The organism is Streptomyces sp. NPDC048018, from assembly GCF_043202995.1.
Lineage (GTDB): Bacteria > Actinomycetota > Actinomycetes > Streptomycetales > Streptomycetaceae > Streptomyces.
In genome coordinates this window covers 97215-117259 of the sequence record NZ_JBIDBK010000003.1, presented here as the reverse complement: position 1 = coordinate 117259, position 20045 = coordinate 97215, and the positions used below count along the sequence as shown (strand labels likewise).

At 73.7% G+C, this 20045-nt stretch carries 8 protein-coding genes; all 8 read right to left on the bottom strand.

The genetic code is table 11. From position 1 onward, the window contains the following. Positions 1–229: 229 nt before the first annotated feature. Positions 230–826, bottom strand: a complete 597-nt coding sequence (locus ACGF1Z_RS11875) for a sigma-70 family RNA polymerase sigma factor (protein WP_393002668.1) — start codon at positions 824–826, stop codon at positions 230–232. A gap of 274 nt (positions 827–1100) precedes the next feature. Next, positions 1101–2582 carry a S8 family serine peptidase gene (locus ACGF1Z_RS11870; protein ID WP_393002666.1) on the bottom strand — a complete coding sequence of 494 codons (1482 nt, stop codon included), beginning with the start codon at positions 2580–2582 and terminating at the stop codon, positions 1101–1103. Further along, on the bottom strand, positions 2579–5998 hold the full coding sequence (locus tag ACGF1Z_RS11865) for a right-handed parallel beta-helix repeat-containing protein (RefSeq protein WP_393002664.1): 3420 nt from the start codon (positions 5996–5998) through the stop codon (positions 2579–2581). The genes ACGF1Z_RS11870 and ACGF1Z_RS11865 overlap by 4 nt, the downstream gene beginning before the upstream one ends. 71 nt (positions 5999–6069) lie before the next feature. Further along, on the bottom strand, positions 6070–7569 hold the full coding sequence (locus tag ACGF1Z_RS11860) for a hypothetical protein (protein WP_393002662.1): 1500 nt from the start codon (positions 7567–7569) through the stop codon (positions 6070–6072). A gap of 81 nt (positions 7570–7650) precedes the next feature. Then, complete coding sequence (locus ACGF1Z_RS11855; protein WP_393002660.1) at positions 7651–8085, bottom strand: hypothetical protein; 435 nt, start codon at positions 8083–8085, stop codon at positions 7651–7653. Positions 8086–8182: 97 nt separating this feature from the next. Continuing rightward, positions 8183–18742 (bottom strand): hypothetical protein, encoded by a 10560-nt coding sequence (locus tag ACGF1Z_RS11850; protein WP_393002658.1) that lies wholly within the window; start codon positions 18740–18742, stop codon positions 8183–8185. A 389-nt stretch (positions 18743–19131) separates the two neighbouring features. Then, on the bottom strand, positions 19132–19440 hold the full coding sequence (locus ACGF1Z_RS11845) for a hypothetical protein (protein ID WP_393002656.1): 309 nt from the start codon (positions 19438–19440) through the stop codon (positions 19132–19134). Further along, positions 19433–19999, bottom strand: a complete 567-nt coding sequence (locus ACGF1Z_RS11840; RefSeq protein WP_393002654.1) for a YbaB/EbfC family nucleoid-associated protein — start codon at positions 19997–19999, stop codon at positions 19433–19435. Before ACGF1Z_RS11840 ends, ACGF1Z_RS11845 begins: the two co-directional genes overlap by 8 nt. Positions 20000–20045: the final 46 nt, after the last annotated feature.

Here is a 20045-nt window from a genome sequence, read left to right as displayed (position 1 = left end):
GGGCGGCTCGGACGGCCCCCCGGCGGGGGTCTTTGCCGGTGTCCCCGGGAGGACTTCGCCGCGCCTCGCGCGCCAGTGCTCGGGGCTGTAGTCGGGCGCGTCCGTCCAGTGCTTGGGCGCGTCCATGTCGTTCCTGGCTACGACGGTGACCACCTCGGCCCCCTCTCGTCGGTCGACCGGAGGAACGGCCCGACGGGGGCGGCCGGTTCAGACGGCACGGGCCGGGCGGTCACGCCGGAGCGAGGCCGTGCCGCTCCAGGACGGGGCGCAGGGCCCGGACCGCGTAGAAGTTGCGGGACTTGACGGTCCCCGGGGGGATCCCGAGCACCGCGGCGGCGTCCGCGGTCGAGCGGTCGTTGAGGTGCAGTTCCACCAGCACCTCCCGTTGGTGGCGCGGCAGTTCGGCGAGCGCGTCGTCGACGGCGTAGGCGGTCACGACCTCCTCGAACGGGTCGTCCGGGGCCGCGCGGTCCTCCGGCGTCTCGTCGCCCAGCTCCTTCACCCGGGCGGACAGGGCGCGGAAGTGGTCGATGGCGATCCGGCGCGCGACGGTGAAGAGCCAGGGGCGGCCGTGCTCCGGGCCCCGGGTCAGCGCCTGCGGGTTCTGCCACGCCCGCAGAAACGTTTCCTGAAGCATGTCCTCCGCCTTGCCCCGGTCCCCGCTGGTCAGGCGGAGCAGAGCGCGCAGCAGGGCGGAGGCGTGCAGCCGGTGAAGCTCCGCCAGGGTGTCGCGGTCCATGGTCGGGCGGGGCCGTGCCTCCGCGTGGGAGCTCCGTCCCGTCCTCTCGCGGACCGTGCCGCCGGCGCCGTGTTCGTGCGTTCCCACCAGGGTCGTTCCTCCCCCGCCGCCCGTGTCGACCACTCCGAGGCGGTGGACGGCGGCATCGATCTGCCGACGGCTCCGGGCTCGTCGGACTGGTCGGGGACGACGTTGGCAGCCGTGACTAATGCTCCGCTAATGCCCCGGGTCTGATCGCGGCTCGTGCGGTAACGCGCCGCTAACGCACTTCGTGCGCGGCAGGCGGCGAGGCCGCGCGCGGGGAGGGGCGATCGCGGCCGGGCGGCGGCGGGAGCGCACGGTCGGTGCGGCGGTCGACGCCTCAGGCCGGCTCCCGGCCGCTCCCGCTCCCCGTCTCCGGGGCACGGTAGCTGCCCGGTCGCCACCGGCGTCGGCGGCCGCGCGGCACCACGGCCGCGGCCCCGGCCACTCCCGCCGCCACCGCGAGGGAACCGGCCGCCACCCACCAGGCGGCCCCGGCGGCGGACGGCCCCGGCGCGGCCGGCATCGCCACCCCGGGCGCCGCGACGCGCCCGCCCGGGGCAGCCGCACCGCTCCGCTCCTCGGGCAGGACGGCCGTGACGGCGGCGATCGGGTCGACGGAGCCGTAGCCCCGTACCCGGTCCGGGAACGGTTCGCCCGGACCCGACGTCGTGGAACGCAGCCGGTGCACCAGGGCCCGCGCGCTCAGTTCCGGCCGGCTGCCCAGGACGAGGGCCGCCGTCCCGGCCACCAGCGCGGTCGCACAACTCGGGCCGGAGGCCGTGAAACTGCCCCTTCCCCCCGGCCCGGGGCCCGTCAGCGCCTCTCCCGGCGCCGTCAGGTCCACCCGGCCCGCGGGAACCTGCCCGGACGTCCGCCCGCCCGGGCCGGTCGCCGCCACCGACACCACCTCCGGATGAGCCGCCGGATAGGCCACGTCCTTCGCTCCGTCCGGTGCGGCCGGGGCGAACACGACCGCCCCCTCGGCGACCGCGTACCGCACGGCGCTCCTCAGCGCCGGGCTGTCCGAACCCGTCACCGCCACGACGGCGATCACCCGGGCGCCGCCGCCGACCGCGGCCCGGATGCCCTCGGCGAGGAGTCCGGGGGTGGTGTTCCCCCGCCGGTCGGTGACCGGGACGTCGAGGATCCGCGCCCGAGGCGCGATCCCCGCGAAGCCCGTCCCCGGGGTCCGGGCCGCCGCGATCAGACCGGCGGTGAAGGTGCCGTGACCGGCGCAGTCAGCGGCCGGGCCGGCGTCGAACCGTCGCGGCGTCCGCTTCAACCGGTCGCCGAGCAGCCCGGCGGCGTCGTCCACCCCCGAACCCACCACGGCCACCGTCACCCCGGCCCCCTCGGTCAGCGGCCAGACCGCCTCCGGGCGCAGCTGGGCCTGCGGCCACGGCAGTCCGGTGACCTTGCGGTCCGACGCCTTGCGGCAGGTGTCGTCGGAGAGCCGTTGCGTGATGGCGGGCAGCGAGGCGGGATCCGTGTCCGGCGTCCCGGTCGCCGCCCCGGCCGCAGCCCCGTCGGCCGTCCCGCTTCCGTGCGCGGTCCAGGCCCCGACGCCGGTCGCGCGCGCGGTCCACGTCCCGCCGACCCCGGTCCCGGCCTCCGCTCGGATCCCGCTCCCGTGCGCGGACCGCGTCCCCGTCCCCGATCCGGCGTCCGCCGCGGCCTCCGCCACGGTCCCGCTCCGGGAGGAGCGCCTGCCGCCCTCCGGGGCGGGCAGGGACGCCGCGCTCGCCGGCAGCGGGGTCAGGATCCCGCACCACAGGGTCGCCGCGAGGGCCGCGGCCCCGCCGCGGGCCCACCGGCTCACGCGACACCGTCCGGCACCCGGTCCCAGGGCACGTCCTGCGGCAGCAGCAGGCTCAGCTCTGCCACGTCGTCGACGTCGAGCCTGCTGAGCCGCCCGGCCTGCCGGGTGATCATCGTCTCCAGGATCTGGCGGGCGAAGCGACCGTTGCCGAAGTTGCGGTCGCGCGGCACCGTCGCGAACAGCTCGCCGAGCGCCGACAGGGTCTCGGGCGGGCACACGTAGCCGCTCTTGTCGGACAACGCCTCGACGATCTGCACCAGTTCCTCGTCGGTGTAGTGCCCGAAGACGACGGAGCGGGAGAAGCGTGAGGCCAGGCCCGGGTTGGAGTCGAGGAAGCCCTGCATCTCGTCGGCGTAACCGGCGACGATCACCACGACCTCGTCGCGGTGGTCCTCCATCAGCTTCATGAGGGTGTCCACCGCCTCCTGCCCGAAGTCGTTGCCGGTGCCGCCGCGTGGCGTCAGGGTGTAGGCCTCGTCGATGAACAGCACACCACCGCGCGCCCGGTCGAAGGCGTCCTTCGTCAACTGAGCGGTGTGGCCGACGAACCGGCCGACCAGATCGGCCCGCGCCGTCTCCACCAGCTGGCCGCCCGGCAGTACGCCGAGCTCGGCGAGCAACTGCCCGTACAGCCGGGCCACGGTCGTCTTTCCCGTGCCGGGCGGGCCGGAGAACACCACATGGTGGCTGATCGCGGCCGTCGGCAGCCCGGCCTCCTTACGCCGGTTGACCTGCTTGATCAGATTGACCAGGTCCTCGACCTGCTCCTTGGCGGCGGGCAGGCCGATCATCGCCCGCAGCTCGTCGAGGAGTTCCGTCCTGCGTTCCACCGGTTCGCCGGACGCCGCCGCGGCTGCGGCAGCGGCGGTCACCCCCACGTCCTCCGGTGTGAGCAGCGCCAGATCGGTGTTGCCGATCTCGGGCAGCCCGGCCAGCCGGGACGCCTGCCGGTCCACCATCTCCTCGAACACCTTGCGTGCGGCGCGGCCGTTGCCGAAGTCGGCGCCCTTGGGCATGGTCTCGAAGTGCAGCCTCAGCGCCTCGCGGGTGCCGTCGGCGAGCTGGTAGCCGTGCGAGGCGGCGGACATCGCCACGATCGTGGTCAGCTCGTCGTCCCCGTAGTTCTCGAACTCCACCGTACGGCTGAACCGGGATGCCAGACCGGGGTTGGAGTCGAGGAAGCCCCGCATCTCCTCCGAGTATCCGGCGACGATGACCACGACCTCGTCGCGGTGGTCCTCCATCAGCTTCACCAGCGTGTCGATGGCCTCCCGGCCGAAGTCCGGTCCGCTGCCACCGGTCCCCTGCGACAGCGTGTACGCCTCGTCGATGAACAGCACGCCGCCCAGAGCCTGCTGGAACACCTCCGTCGTCTTGATCGCCGTCCCGCCGATGATCGACGCCACCAGATCCGCCCGGGCCACCTCCACGAGATGCCCCGAGGGCAGCACGTCCAGCTCGGCGAGGATCGAACCGTAGAGCCGCGCCACCGTCGTCTTGCCGGTGCCGGGGGGCCCGGCGAAGATCAGGTGGCGGCTCATCGGCAGCGCGGGCATCCCCGCCAGCTCCCGGCGCCTGGCCAGCTTGTTGAGGTTGACCAGGGTCGCGACCTGCTCCTTCACCCCGTCCAGGCCGACCAGCGCGTTCAGCGCCTCCAGTGGTCCGTCCGGCCTGCGGGACGCGGCGGGCGCCCCCGCCTCGGCGCCGGAGGCGCCGTCCGGGGCGCCCGCACGGTCCGCGTCCTCCTCGCCGCGCGGCCCGCCGGCCGGCGCCCCCGACCCGTCGGCGGCCGCCGTCTCCCCGTACGAGTCCGGCAGACCGTTCTCCGCGCTCGTCAGGTTCTCCACCGCGAGCCGCGCCGACGGCCTGAGCCGGCGCAGCCCCGAACCCCCGTTCCCCGAGGCCGCGCAGTCGTGCACCCGTACCGCCTCCGTGGAGTCGATGCGGATGCCGTCGCCGGTGTTGTCCACCGCCTCGCACCGGTTCAGCGTGGCCCGCCCGCCCTCCGCGATCCGGAAGCCGTACCGCCGGCAGGACCGCGTCCGGGTGCGGGCCGCGGTCAGCTCCCCGCCGTCCTCGACGAGCACGCCCTCCTGCGGCGAGCCCGTGACCTCGCAGTCCCGCAGCGTGGCCACCCCGCCCGCGCCGACCGACACGCCGGCCGCGCCGGTGTCCCGGATGGTGGTCGTGCCGACGTACGCGTCGCCGCCGTCGGCGATCCGCACACCGGTCTGCCCGGTCGCGGAGATCGCCGAACCCTCCAGGCGGCCCCGGCCGCCCCGGGTCACCTCCACCCCGGCCCCTGCCACGTCCGACACGTCCAGCCGTCGCAGCATCGGGTTCGCCCCCTCCAGCACCCGCACCCCCGCCGCCGCGCCGCCGCGCACCTCCAGACGGTCGAAGTCCGGCGCGCTGTCCCCGGTCAGCTGGACCCCGGCCCCCCTCGGGTCCCGCACCGAACACCCCTTGAACGACGGGCCCGAGGACTCCTCCACCCAGATGCCGGCGCCTTCGGCGGCGGTGACCTCGCACGCCTCGAAGGAACCGCGCGAACGCCCCGTCACATGGATGCCGTTGCCCTTCGTCCGGGAGACCCGGCAGCGGGTCAGCAACGGGTCGGTACCCTCGGCGAGCGCGATCCCGTGCACCTTCGTGGCGGACACCGAGCACTCCTCGAGGACCACCCGCTCCTGGGAACTGATGTACACGCCCAACAGGCAGTCCCGCACCGAGGTCCGCACCACCCGGGTGGCACTGTTCTCCTCCAGGGCGATGGCGGGCTTGTCGGTGGCCGAGATCTCGCAGTCCTCGATCAGCCCCCGGCCCTCGCCGTTGGCGCACACCCCGTTGCCCCGGGCGTCGCGCAGCACGCAGTTGCGGAAGGTCGGGTTGGCCCGCTCGCCGATGACCACCGCCGAGGTGCCCAGGTGCTCCACGACGCAGCCGTCGATCACGCTGGTGCCGGTGGACGTCTCCACGATCCCCGCGCCGCCGGGGTTGGTCACCCGGCAGCCGCGCATCGCCAGCGAGCCCTGCTGCCGGGTGAGCACGGCCGTCCAGGCGTTGCCCACCACCTCGCAGTCCTGGAGCGCCGCCTGCCCGCGCGGCACGTCCACGGCGGGCAGTTCGTCGTCCTGCCCCTGCAGCACCAGACCCGTGAGCTGGACGGCCTCCGCCACCACCTGCACCACCGTCCCCCGGGGCGGCACGATCCGCACGGTCCCGTGCGGGTCCTCGGCGGTGATCGTCACCATCTTGGTGATGACCAGGTTCTCCTCGTACCGCCCCGGACGCACCGAGATCACCGCACCGCTGCGTGCGGCCTCCAGGGCCGCCCCGATCGTGCGGTAGGAGCCGCCGCCGGGCGGGCGGTCGCCCTGCGCCTCGGCGCTCACGGTCAGCACATGGCGCGACATGCGTGGATGTTCCCTTCGTGGGGGGGCCGCGGAGACGGCCTCAGGAGCGGGCCGGGGACGGCCGGGCCGCTTCAGGCGGAGGTGCACTGGACGCGGGCGGCGTCGCCCGCGTGGTGGGCGTAGGTCTTCTGCGAGCCGGACCAGTCGAGGCCCCGGTCGTGGAGTTTCACCGTCAGCACGCCGCCGGTGATGCGGACGCTGCCGGCGTTCACCCACTGGCCGCGCACGGACTGCTGGTCGAGGGTGAAGGACCGCAGGATCGGGTCGTTGCCGGTGGTTCCCGCGTGGACCGTGTAGTACGACGGCTTGCCGCCGACCGCCTTGATGTCGGTGTGGGAGGGGATGTGCACCGAGACCTGGCAGGTGCCGGAGGTGACGGCGCCGGTGCGGAAGGTCCAGCGCAGGGCGCTGCCGGCGTCGGAGCCGGTCTTCCCGGACATCGGCAGCGAGAAGAAGCCGCCGTTGCAGCCGCCGCTCGCGTAGCCGCCGGAGCCGTACTTCTGCCAGCCCTCCTTGTCGTCCGTATACCAGCCGCTGGAGGTGAAGGTCGCGCCCGCGCCCGCGCAGTTGGGCCCCGCCACGGCCGTGTACTGCTGTTTCGCCGGAGGGGCCGGGGGCACCTGGGTGGCCGGCTTCCGCGGGGGGCCGGCGGTCTCCCGGGGCGCAGAGGGGGCGGTGGCGTGTGCGGGGGAGGCGGGCGCCGGACCGGCAGGGGCACCGACGCCCACTCCGGCTCCGATGCCGGCTCCGGCGCCCGCCAGGCCGGTGGACAGGGGGCCCTTCCCGGCGGCCGAGGAGCCCTTCCCCGTACCGGCCGGGGCTCCCGGACGGGCGGTGCCGGGCAGCGGGGAGCCCTTCTCCGGCGCATCGGCCCTCGGCACGAAGCCGCCGGGCCCGCCGTCGGCCTGGTTGTACCCGGTGGGGCGCGGCGGCGGCACGGAACCCGGCCCTGAACCGCCGCCGCCCAGCTGCGAGAGCAGCAGCGGAACGCCCATCAGGACCACCCCGGAGGTGGCCGCCGCCGCGATCACCGGCTTCGGGAGGCGCCGGCCGGGCCGTGACCAGGACCGGGCGGCCGGTGCGGCAGAGGCGGCCTCCGTGGCGAGACCGTCGGCGTCGGAGGCCGCCTGCGCCCCGTGCGCCCCGCTCGCGGGGGCGCCGACCGGTGCGTCCTCACCGCCGGAGTCGTCACCGGTGCCTGCTCCGGCACGGGCTCCGGCCTCGGCCGCGGAATCCGTTCCGGTACCCGTCCCGCCGCCGGGGGCGGGTACGGCCGGGGCGGCGCCGGAGGCCACGGCCGAAGGCGCCGCCGGGGACTCCGGCTCCGCGGCGGTCACCGGGGCCGGCCCCGGAGCCACGGCACCCTCCACCGGCCCGCTCCCGGACTCTCCCCGGGTCCCCTGTCCGGCCTTCCCTCCAGGACTGCCGTCGGGCTCGCCCTGCGGCCCGCCCTCCGGCTTCCGGGCCGGTTCGTCGCCCGCCTGCTGCCAGGCGACCGCCGGCAGGCTGATGGCGGACACGGCCTGCCCGGCGGCGTTCCCGGCCCGCACCTCGTTGTCGTCCACGGTCATTCCCCTCGGTCCCTCGGTCGTCGCGAACCCTCCGCGCACGTACGAACGGACCGGCGGCGTCCAGTGGTTCACCGTGCGCGGTCAGCCCAGCGGGTGGACCTCCGTCCCCTCCGGCGCCGGGGTCAGGAGAAAGGCGGCGGCCCGCTCCACGACGTCCTGCCCGAGGGGGCCCGGGGCGGCGTAGCCGGGGGCGCTCAGGTGGGCGGCCAGCCCGGGATCAGGGGCGAGCGCGTAGTGCTCCAGGTAGTACGCGACGGTGTCCGTCCACACCCACCGGCCGTCCGTACGGAAGGTGAGCGGCACCTCCGCCGCCCGGGAGGGGTCCAGCACGTCGTCCATCAGCACCGGCGTCGCGAGCACGGGTGTCCCGGCCGCCAGCCGTTCCAGCAGCAGGGCGAGCAGCTCGGGGTCCTCGACCACCGGATGGTCGGCGGCGAAGCCCGGACCCGTCACCGGGTCCGCGTGGTCGAAGACGGAGGCGAGCCGGAACTCCGGCCGGTTCTCGGGGTCGGTCATGACGGGGTCCTGTCCTGGATCGGGGCGGCCCGGCGGCCGTACGCCCCCGGGGAAACGTACGGGGCACCGGGCCCGGTTCAGACGCGGGGCGGGAGGATCAGAACGACCAGTCCACCGACGGCAGGACGACGGCGGCCGGCGGCCGGCCGGGGTCCCGGTGCCGGTCGTCCCGCGGGGTCCCGTGCTCGTCCCCGCCGTCGTCGGCCGGACCGAACGGCACGGCCTCGGAGAGGTCCTCGGACGTGTCGTCGCCGTCGGCCCGGTAGCCGTCGGGCGCGGGAGTCGTCGCGGGCCGGCCGTCGGGCGACAGCCGGCCGTCGGGCGGCATGTGACCGTCGAGGAGGGTGGTCCGGACGGTGGCGTCCCTGCCCACGGGCAGGGTCAGTTCGACCCAGTGGTCGGGGACGAGGCGGGGCGTGCCGTCGGAGCCCCAGACGACCTTCCGGGCCACGGCCGTGTGGCCGGGGCCGGTGGTGTCCGTCGTGAACGGGCCGGTCACCGACGGCACGAACCACAGGGTGGACCGGGGCGCGTACGCGGTGAGCGGCAGATCGGGGCGCAGCTCCCGCAGCGCGCGCAGCGTGTCGGCCACGTACGACCGCTCCGTGTTCTCGCCCAGACCGCAGGCGGCGAACCGCAGCGGCCTGGCGGTGTCCCACACCCCGTCGTCGGCGAGCCGGGACAGCACGACGGCCAGCTCCCCGGCGCTGACCCGCTGCCCGCGCCAGGTCGGCGCGCCGTCGGTCCCCGCGATGTGACCGGCGAGCGTGAAGAACCGGTCGTCGCGGGGGAACCGGCCGACGGCGCCGCGGATCCGGTCCGCCTCGGCCGGGTCGGTGTCGGGGTCGAGGAGATGGTGGGTGCCGTTGCCCTCGTGGGAGCCGGTGAGCGAGACGACGAGCTGGTCGATCCGCTCGGCGGAGGACCGCGGGGTGGTGGGTGCGGGAGCCTCGCCGTTTCCGAGCGCCATGATCCCCAGCACGTAGTCGTCCCCGTCGTCGAGCGGGTCGACGGGCGCGTCCTCGTTCGCGTTCCGGTCCGTCGGCGCTGTGCCACCGTCCCCGCCGGGCGCGTCGGGCGGGGGCGTCTCCGCCTTCGCGTTCGCCTCGTCACCGAGCGCCTTCGCGTCGGAGCGCATCCGCTCGCCGCCGACGCGCCGGAAGTTGGCTCTGACGTCCTCGTCCGTCGCGAACATCTTCGCGATCTCGGCGTACATGGTCTCGTACTTCGTGTCGAAGACGAACCGCAGACCGTGCCGCTCGCCCACCGGGGAGGTCTCGGCCATGCGGGGCCCGGTGCCGTAGCGGTTCTCCGGGTCCAGGGGCTCCTGGCCCGCGTCGGAGACGAACTGCTGGGTGAACGTCTCCTTGCCGACGGCCTCGCCGGCCGGCTCCCGGGGAGCGGCCTCGAACGCCCCCGGGTTCTCCTCGCTCAGGGTCTCGCCCCGCCTCGTCCTCTCCGGTGCCTCGTAGTCGCTGTACCTGCCGTACCTCGTGTAGGAGGAGAAGTCCGCCTGGTAGTACTGGTGGAACTCGTGGAACAGCCTCCGGATGCCCTCGGCGTCCGCGTCGTCCAGCGTGGCCAGCCGGCGCGTGGTGCCGTCGGAGGTGATCAGCGGCCTTCCCCGCAGCCGCAGGTACGCCTCGACGATCCAGTGGAACGTCGCGTCGCGGTTGGCGGCGTCCTTGGTGTGGTGCTTCTTCCGGTAGTAGAAGCCGAAGGGGTCGGAGTCGACCATCATGACGGCCGCCCGGTAGGCGCGCGCCAGATCCTCGTCGCCGTCGACGTCGCCCCACAGGTGGCGGTAGCGGCTCATGAGGTCGACGGCCCCGCGGTGCTCGGCCTCGTCGTCGTGCTGCTCCTTCCTCTTGGGAGCCTTCTTGGGCTTCTTCTCCTCCGGATCCGGCTCCTGGTCCGGGTCCTTGTCGTCCCCGTACATCACCTTCGAGTTCGCCTTCTCGATGTCGTGGAAGAGGATCGCCTTGACGATCGCGTCCACGGGCACCACGCGCCGGGTGTCGTCCCTGTCGCGGTGGGCGAGCTTGAGGTACTGGCCGAGGACCATCTGCGCGTGCTGGAAGAAGGTGTACCTCTCGCTCGGCGCGCAGATCTCCCCGTACAGGAGCGAGAGTTCGGGGTAGTCCCGGATCAGGCGGTTGATCAGCCGGTGGGCCGGCTCGCCCTGCCGCCAGAGCTCGGTGAGGTCCGTGCCCACCTGGAGCTGGAGGTGGACGTCCTCCTTCCGGTGCCGCCGCATCTCGTCGAAGTCGTGGATCAGCGGCGCGTCGGTGACGTTCCGGTCGCCCTTGACCTCCTGGTGCTGACGGGAGAGGAGGTAGCCGATCTCGGCGTGGGAGGCCCAGGTCAGGACCGTGTCGACCATGAACTTCTCCACGGTCTCCCTGGCGGCGAGATCGGCGGGGGCCACGGTGTCGCGGTCGGGCACGTGGAGGAACGCGAAGGAGAGCTCGGCGCCGTGCTCGTCCCGCAGGTACCGGTTGTGCTCCTTGAGGAACCTCTCCAGGAAGCCCAGCCGCTTCTCGTACGTCAGCACGGTCGCGTCCGGGTCCAGGAGGAGGCTCGGCCTGCGGTCGGCCGGCTGCTGCCGTGACTGCTGCCAGGTGGCGTAGAACTGCCGCAGCTGGTGGGAGATGTTCCGCAGCTTGTCGGCGCTGTTGACGTGCTTCCTGTTCTGGACCCAGGGGTTGTAGTCGGACTTCAGCTGGGGCGCGTCGACGCGGGGGATGCCGAGACGGTCGCGCAGCTCGTCGACGTGGAGCGTCCGGCCGTTCCTGGGGAACGCCGAGCCCTCCTCCTCCTGTGTCAGGTCCTGCAGGTCGCTCCGCTCGTAGTACGTGATGAGGGACTTCGGGAGGATGCTCTCGCGCAGCAGGGTGAGGTGGCTGCCCCGGATGCCGAACTGGTTGCGCTCGCCGGGCTGATCGGTGTTGATGCTCCGGTCGGCGAGGGGGGTGGGGCCCTCGATCGGATCGGGGGCGGAGCCCTTCCCCTGCGCCTCCGCTCGCTTCCGGTACGCCACGCCCTCGGGGGTCGTCGGCACGGCGAGCGGCTCGCGCAGTCCCTGGGGCACCAGCGACTCGCTGCCGCGGTAGGGGTCGCCGAGCGCGTTGACGTCGCCCTCCGGGACCGCCGTCGAGGTGATCTCGCGGTAGACGTGCAGCGGGACGAGGTAGGAGCGGATGAGCGGCCGGTTCGCGTCCGGGTTCTCCGCCTTGTACTTCATCGCCCAGGCGACGGCCCGCGCGGGCGTGCCGATGCCGGTCCACAGGGTGCCCCCCATGTTCGGGCCGGTGGACAGGACGACCTCGCCGGTCTCCGGGTCCTGCTGGATGTCCTTGTACTCGGCGGTGACGCTTCCCGACTCCCTGTCGATCGTGAGCGGCGTCTGGTTGGTGACCGCGGTGTAGAAGCGGACGTGCGGCCCCCTCTCGGTCATCTCCACCTCCACCTCGCCGCGGTGGATGTAGAGCGCCTTCCGGAACCCGTAGCGGCCCTCGTCCTTGTGGTGGACCAGGGTGGAGTCGAAGGGACGGCTCGGCCCCGCGTAGCCGACGCCCGGAAGACCGATGGCCGGGGTGGCCCGCGCGGGCTCTTCGAGCGGCCGGTCCTCGCGGTCGTCGGGACGCACCTCGCGCAGGGTCACCAGGCTGCGTCCGGAGTCCGTGCGCTCGAACGAGACCACCTCGACGCGCGTGTCTGGAGTGAACGTCACCAGGCCCGCGGCCCAGTCCCGCCGGGTGCTCCGGTCCGCTCCCTCAGTCTCCAGCCGGAAGACCACGTTGTGTTCCTCCAGGGGCGTCGCCCCGGAGCTCTGGTAGACGCGCGAACCGACCAGCTCGTCGAGCGAGAACGTCATGCGCCGGGAGTCCGTGAGGTCCGCCAGCTGCCGGAACACCGCCAGTTCGGCGAGGTTCATCGTGGCGGACCGTTCGAGGACCCTCGGGAGCGGCTGGAGTTCGGCCAGGACCGTGCCCCGGCGGCGCAGCACCGAGGGGGACGCGTCGCCCGTCCGGTCGGACCCCGCGAGGTCCCGGCCGCGGGTCGTCACGGTGAACACGGCCAGCGGCTCCACCTCCGGAAGGTTCCGCTCCGTGGCCAGCTTCCTGATCTCCGTCGCCAGCGCGCCGGCGACGGCGTGGGCGCGGTCCGCTCCCACTCCCTCGGCGGCTCCCGGGAGGCGGTTGTTGCCGCCCGCGGCGACCCGGATCTCCAGCGGGTCACGGGACGGGCCGTAGGCGCGGCGGACCAGCTCGGGGAACAGCTCCCGCGCGAGGCTCCGCACGACCGTCCGGCCCGCCTCGGTGAGCGTCTTCTCGCCCTTGCCGAAGTCGACGGTCCACTGCCGGGGGACGAGGCCGGCCGAGGTCATGCTGAACGAGGAGGACTCCGACTCCCCGTCCTCCTCGCCGAACCGGACCGCGTCCCCGTGCGCGGGGTCGTCGGGGCGCGCGGTGCGCACGGCGTCGGCGGGGGCCCCGTCGTCCCCGACGGGGGAGCTCGCGGCGGTGTGGTCGGGCGCGCCGGTGTCGTCGTAGCGGTGCCAGTCCGCGCCGTCGCCGAAGACGGTGACCCTGCCGTCGGCGGTGACGCCCACGTGTCGCGCCGTGAACAGCCCGTCGCCGCCGGGCACGTACCAGACGGGGGCGTCGGCGGCGAGGGCGGTGAGCGGCCCGGTCTCCGTGCCCTTCGCGGCGCGGTGCTTCCACAGGCCGCTCATGACGGTCCTCACGGTGTGCTCGTGGACCGGGGTGGCCAGGTCGCAGCCGGTGAACCGGATCTCGGTGACGCCGTCGAGCCGGCCTTCGTCGTGGGCGTCGGTGAGGGCCTTGAGGACGGCGTCGGGGTCGTGGGGGGTGCGGGGGTCGGTGTGCATGCCGACGACGAAGACCCCGCGGCGCGGGGGGAGCGCCGACAGGGCGCTGCTGCGGGCGGCGGAGAGGGCGCCGACGGCGATCCCGGCCGGGATGTCCCGTACGGGCATGGTCAGCGGTGCGGTCCAGGCGCCGGGACCGTCGTTGTCGTGCAGGACGGAGCCGGACTCCGTGACGTCCTCGACGGCCGCCAGGTAGCGCAGGGGCAGAGTGCCGTCGGGCAGCAGGGCCGTCGCCATGACCCCGGACGCGTCGGCCTGGCCGGGCCTGTGCCGGAACAGCGTCTCGGCGTCGTGGTAGCGGTCGGGCAGCCCCGCGTAGTGCAGCAGTTCGTGGAGCAGCATGGCGTCGTCACGGTCGCGCACGTCGGGATCCGCGTCGTCGGCGTGCAGCCGGAAGTGCAGCTGGTCGGACCTGACGCCGGGTCCGGCGTCCCGGCTGACGGTGACCCAGTCGTCCCCCTTGACCCCGTCCTTGGGCACGGGCCTGGGGTCGAGCCGTACGTCCATGTGGAGCTGGTCCCCGCTGCGGGGGAGCCGGAAGCCCAGGTTCACATGGGTGTCGAGGAGCTTTTGGAGCCGGTCCCGCAGGGCGGCGACATCCGCTGCCGAGGAGTGGTCGTCGACGGCCACCGGAAGCGTGACCTGCACCAGCCGCACGGCCCCGCCCGGCGTGCCGTCCCCGTCCGGGGGCACGGTGAAGCGCTGGACGTCGGCGCTGATCAGCGTACGCCGGCCCGCGAGCGTCCCGTCGTCGTTCCGGCGGTCCGACGTGCCCGGGAACGGGCCCGTGACGTCCGGGTCCGCCGCCGGGTCGAAGCGTTCGGTACGGACCCGGGCGGGCGGCGGCACGTCCTGCCGGCCGGGGGTCCACGACCACGCCGCCCACCGCTCCACGGCGATCGGCCGGACCGCCGGGGCGACCTCCTCGGGCCGGAGGCGTCCCGGCAGGCTGTGGGGCGAGTCCTCGGGGACGGCGGGACTGCCGTCGTCGCGCCGGTACTTCCTGTTCCGGTCGTCCTCGCCCTCACGGGAGCGCTTCGTGCCGGTGCCGGCGTCCGCCGGCGTCCCCGGTTCCTCGACGTCGACGTCCATGGCGTCGGGGTCGGCCGCCGCCTCCCGGGCCGCGAACTCCCGGAACAGCTGCTGCCGGTACTCCTCGGCGATCTCGTCGGGGAACAGCCCGCGCTCCGCGACATGGGCGCGCAGGTCCTCCTCGGGCAGCAGACCGAGGAGACGGTAGTGGTCCCGGCCCGGGGCGTCGCCGGGGGCGGGCATCCGCAGGGAGGCGATGTCGTCCCGCCCGGGATACAGATGCCCCAGGGTCTCGGCGAAGGCGGACGAGCCCGCGAGCACCTCGGGCAGGGAGTGATGGCCCTGTCCGACGAAGGTCGCGATGACGGCGAGCCGCAGCGTCCGGTGGTCGACGGCGATTCCCCAGCGGTCGGCCATCAGCTGGGCGTACCGGTGGAAGGAGTAGCCCGAGCCCGACGTACCGGCCGTGACCAGGCGTCCCCGTGCTTCGCTCTCCCGCTGCAGCGCGCTGCTCATGTCGAGGGTGAAGCGGCTTCCGCCCGGGATCCACCGCAGCTTCCCGCTGGAATTGAGGGCGAGCCGCCGCTCCGTCGCGCTCAGGGAGGGCACGGCGTCCGCTTCCCGGAAGGGTCTCAGGACGGAATCGAGCGCCTGCCACTGGTCGTTGAGCCGCTGGAGCTCCCGGGGGTCCGCTCCCGTCCTCCGCAGCTCGGGGATCCTCTTCTCGGCAGTCCGGTAGGTGTCGAGGTCGGGGTTCGCGTGCCGCTGCGGACGTTCCTGGGTGAGGGAGCCCGGGTAGCTCGGATTCTGCTGGATCCTCTGGGGGAGGGCCAGCGACGAGATGGAGTTGAAGAACAGGGTCATGCGCTCGCGGAGGTTGCCCTCGTTCACGACGCGTTTCAACGCCTCCCGGTCGGCGCCCACGGCGCCGGGCATCTCGATGCTCTTCGTGCCCAGCTCCTCGTGGACCCTGGGCCTGTCCTTGAGCTTGCTCCAGAGGGTTTGGGACAGCACCCGTGCGAGCTCCCGGACCTCCGTCAGCTGGGACAGGTGGGCCGCCAGACGCCTCTCGTACGTCTCCGAGGCCTGCAGGTAGCGGATCCGGACCTGGTCCTCGATCGAGGCGTCCCGGGCCCAGCCGGGCGGGCCCTCGCCGGGCGGCGCCTGGTCCGGCGGGGTGCCCGAGTCGGTGTGGGTACGGGAGCCCGGACGCGGACGGGTGCTGGATCCCTCGCCGTTGCCGGACGGGTTCGACCCGCCCGGGCCGAACTTGACGGCGTCCGGGTGTTCCGCGTCGACCGCGGGCGTACGGAAGAGGAAGCGGACCGCGTCGTCCGGGAGGGCGTCGGCCTCGGGGGTCGTCCGGACGGGCGTGTGGTCCGGGTCGCCGCCGTCGCCGTACACGTGCCAGGCGCCCTCGTCGACGACGGCGATCCTCCCGTCCGGCGTGAGGCCGATGTGCCGGGCGGTGAGCAGGTGGCCGGCCGCCGTGTCGCCGCCGGTCGTGGGTACGTACCAGACGGGGGCGTCGGCGGCACGGGCCGTGAGCGGGTCCGGAGCCGTCGTGCCCTTCGCGGCGCGGTGTTTCCACAGGCCGCTCATGACGGTTCTGACGGTGTGCTCGTGCACGGGCGCGGCGAGGCTGCAGGCGGTGAACCGGATCTCGGTGATGTCGTTGAGCCGGCCTTCGTCGTGGGCGTCGGTGAGGGCCTTGAGGACGGCGTCGGGGTCGTGCGGGGTGCGGGGGTCGGTGTGCATGCCGATGACGAAGACGCCGGGGCGCCGGGGAAAGGCCTGGAGGGCGGTGGTCTGGGCGGGGGTGAGGACGCCGACGGCGATGCCGGAGGGGATGTCCCGGACCGGGGCTTCGGACGGCGCGGTGGTGCCGTCGCCTCCGCTTTCACCGCGGTCGGCGTCGAGGCCTGACCTGCCATCGGCGGCGTCGTCGCCGCCCGGGCCGGCGGGGTCGTCGGGGACCGGGCCGGCGGGGTCGTGGGGGAGCGTGGGGTCGTCGTCCGCGCTGTCATAGGGGAGGAGGTAGTCGAGTCCCTCGGCCGCGGCCCGGTCCTTCTCGGCCTGGAGCGGGTGGGGCCGGCGGCCCGGCGTCTCGGTCTGCGCGGGCGCCTCCGCGCGCGGTGCGGAATCGCTCTCCTGCGGTACGGGTGCGGTGAACCGGTCGCCGCCGCTCTGGGTGACGGGGCGGGCCGCGGCCGGGTTCGGGTTCGGTGCCGTCGGATCCGGGACCCGGCTCTCCGTGCCGTCCCCCAGCAGGGAGGAGAGGTCCGACGAGACGGTGGTCCGGGCCGGCTCGGGGACCGTGGCCGAGCCCTCCGCGTCTTCCTGCTTCGCGCCGTCGCCCGTGGACACGCCGCCGTCCGGCGCGGTCCGGAACAGCGGGTCCGTGGCGATCTCGTCACCGAACGACGGACCGAGGTCCAGGTCGAGCGGCGTGAACGCGCCGTCGCCGTCGCTCTCGACCGTGACGTCCGGCCGCTGGGGCAGGTCGGCGAAGAAGGGGGTGCCGGTGATGGGGTGGGAGAAGACCCACTTCACCATGTCCTTCATGTCACGGACGAAGCTCGGGTCCTGCACCTCCGAGGTGGGGCGGGGGACCGGCCACGGCGCGGGGTTGCCCGTCATGTTCGCCACGAACGAGGCGATGTTGATGGGGTGCAGCAGCCCGAAGTACTTGCTGTCGTGAGGATTCTCGGCGTGCTGGTGGCTGAGGACCCAGTTCTGGTATCGCACCGTGATGGGTTCGAACGCCCGGTGCAGTCCGGCGCTCAGCGCGCCCATGGCCACTCCGGAGGCGAACGGACCGCCGCTGACCTTGAACGTCCCGTCGCCGAAGATCAGGTTGTAGAAACCCTCGCTCAGCATCTCGTTCGTACCCTCGTTGAGGAGGGACGCGACGGCTCCGCCGAGCTGGTACATCGGGCTGCCCTGGAGCGGGTTCTCCTGCTTGAAGATGCGGGCGAGGGCGTTGCTGTGCTCGGAGCGGGCGAACAGGTTCGGCATCGAGTCGGCGAGGTTCCTGAGCGGCGCCAGCCGGCCGAAGTCCCCCAGCGCCTTGGTGAGGAGCTCGGGCAGTTCGGTGTGGTCCGCGCCGAGCCGGACCCACTTGCGGGTCAGCATCTCGCCGAACGCCTCGCCCGCCTCGCGGGCACCCGCCCGCCCGAGGTGCTCGGTGAAGACGTCGCCCATCTTCTTGGAGAACGAGTCCGCGATGGTGCCCTCGCCGAAGCGCAGGAATCCCGTCTCCAGATTGCGGCTGACGCCGCCGAGGAGTTCGCCGACGTCCTTGGCGAAGGCCGACCGTGCCTCCGGGGTGGCGAGGAGCTCGTCCAGCGGGGTTCCCGCGTCTCCCGCGGTACGGCCGGCCGCCGACGCGTCGGGGGCCTTGGCGGGCGCCGCCGTGCCGGGTGTGTCCCCTGCAGCGGTCCTGCCGGGCGCCTCGTTCCCGCCGACGGTCTCCGTCTTCTGCGCGGCCGGGACGTCGGCCTTCTCCGGAGCGGGGGCGTCCGTCCTGCCCCCCGCCGGAGCGTCGCCCTTGCCCGTGGTGGGGACGGCGTCCTTGTGCACGGTGGGCATGTCGCCCTTGCCCGCGGTCGGGGCACCGGTCTTGTGCACGGGGGGTACGTCGCCCTTGCCCGTGGTCGCAGTGCTCCCCGGCCCCGCGGCGGGATTCCCCTTCGTCCCCGTCGTCGGCGCGGTCGGCGTGTCCTTCACCGTGGCGCCGGCCGGCGCCTCCGGCTTCCGCGCTCCGGTGGCGGGCGGCGACGCGAGGCCGTCGCCGACGGTCTTCGGCGGGACCGGGGGAGGAGTCACCCCGTTCGGCGCCTTGTCGTGCGGGACCGGCGGCAGGTCCTTGTCCGACTTGGACGCGAGGTCGTCCAGCTTCGCCTTCGCCCCCGCCCCGCCCGCCGGGACGTCGGGCTTCGGGTTCGGCGTGATGCCGTCCAGCTTGTCGTCGACCTTGTTCAGCACGTCGTCGACCCGCTTGCTGATGATCGAGCCGGGGGTCTTCCCGCCGAGGAGCCTGCCGAGCAGCTTGCCGCCGTAGTGGGAGAGGATCTCCAGCGGGCCGGCGACCACGCCGCTCAGCGCGCCCTGCTTGATGGAGTCGACCAGGGACTCCGTGTTCCAGCTCGTGGTGTGACCCGCGCCGAGCTGGTAGAGCTGGATCACCGTGTCCTGGAAGACGCCGCCGACGATGCCGATGAAGGTCTGGCTGATGATCGTCTGGAGCAGCCACCGGAAGAGCTGGTGGAGACCCTCGCGCGTCGCCGCGAACAGCGCCGACACCGGGCCCCACACCGAGCCGAAGGTGAAGACGGAGAAGAGCGTGGCGAACAGGATCTCGGCGAGCAGCTGCACGAGCTGGAGGATCGCCATGATCTTCGTGTACTCGACCTGGTTGGCGACCTTCAGCGCCACCTCGGACAGCTGACGGGACAGCTCCGCGGTCTGCTCCAGCTGGTTCGCGCCCGCCGTCCGGCCGGTCAGGTCGTTCATGGCGAGCAGGAACGAGGCGGCCGCCTCGCCGTCGAAGTCGTTCTTGACGATCGGGATCAGCTCGATGACGTAGCCGGACAGCGTCTCCAGGTCCCGCGCGACGGCACCGTAGTGTTCCGACACCCGCCGCATGAGGTCCTCGTCGGCCTCGGGCCACTCCATGCCCGACACGAACGCGAGGAAGTCGGCGATCCCTTCCGGCGGGTTGATGGCCATGGTGTGGAGGTCCTCTGATCGGGCCGACGGCTGTGCCCGGAGGAACGGGGAGCAGCGTCCGCGCGGTTCAACGGGGGGCGTGACCGCGCGGACGCGGGCCGGGCGGCCGGGCCGCCCGGCCCAGCGGCGTCCGACCCGGCTCGGTCGCGTCCGGCTCGGCCCCGGCGGGATCCGTCCCGGCTCGGTCGCGTCCGGCTCGGCCCCGGCGGGATCCGTCCCGGCTCGGCCGTGTCCGCCCGGGGGCGCAGGGGTGCCCGGCCGGCTCAGGGGCGTCCCGTCCGGCTCGGCGGCCCGCGCCCGGCTGTCGGCAGCGTCCGCCCGTCCGGGCCGGGCGGCCGACATCGGGCTGGTGCCGCCGCACGGCCGCCACGGCCTCGGCGCCGTCGCCCTCAGAAGCCGGCCGACCGGGATCCGGCCTCCTCGTCCGAGTCGGCCATGATGTCGGACGTCCGGTTCCCGGCGTCCACGACCATCCCCAGCCGCTTGGTGACGTACTCCAGGGTCTCGGTCAGGTTCTCGGTCGGCCGGTCGACCTGCTGGTGGTACGTCTTGCCGATCTCGTCCTGCCCCGCGGATCCCTTGTTGATCCGGTTGATCTCGACGATCGCCCGGCCGAGGTCCGTGAGGCAGCGCTGGTAGTCGTCGAAGTGCGCGAACTTGTTCTTGAGGTCGCTCAGGACCTTGAGGTCGTCAGCCACTGAACTCCTCCTGCCTGCCGGTGGGGATGCGGCTCTCGGCCTCGGCGGCGAACTCCTCCTGCCGGACCCTCTGTTCGGAGCCGCGGCCGGTCGCGGTCTCCTCCTCGGCCGCGAACTCCTCCTGCCTGGACTCCTTCAGTTCGCCCAGGGTCTCCTCCAGGCCGAAGGACGGGGCCATCGCACGCAGCGGCTTGAGGAGCTCGTCCATCTCGACGGGGGTGCCGGCGAGACCGGTGACGCTGCGCAGGTGCCCGCCGAAGTCCTGGAATCCCTTGATGTGTTCGATGACCTGGCTGCCCATCGCGGCCCGCGCCTCGTTCAGGACGCCGACGAGGGCCGCGGCCAGTTCGGCCGGCGCCATCGACTGGTACGCCTTGGTGTGGAAGGTCATCGAGACCACCTGGCCCTGCGGACCGACGGTCACGGACACCATGTGGTCCTTGGAGGTGACGGACGCCGTCGCCGCGTCCAGTTCGCGTTTGGCCGCGAGCATCCTGTCCCGCTGATCGTGCAGGGCGGACATCGCGTCCTTGAGGATGCCGTCGAAGTCGATGGCCATGGGCCGCCTTTCGTGAGGGAGGGAAGGGGTGTGGCTGGGCGCGGTG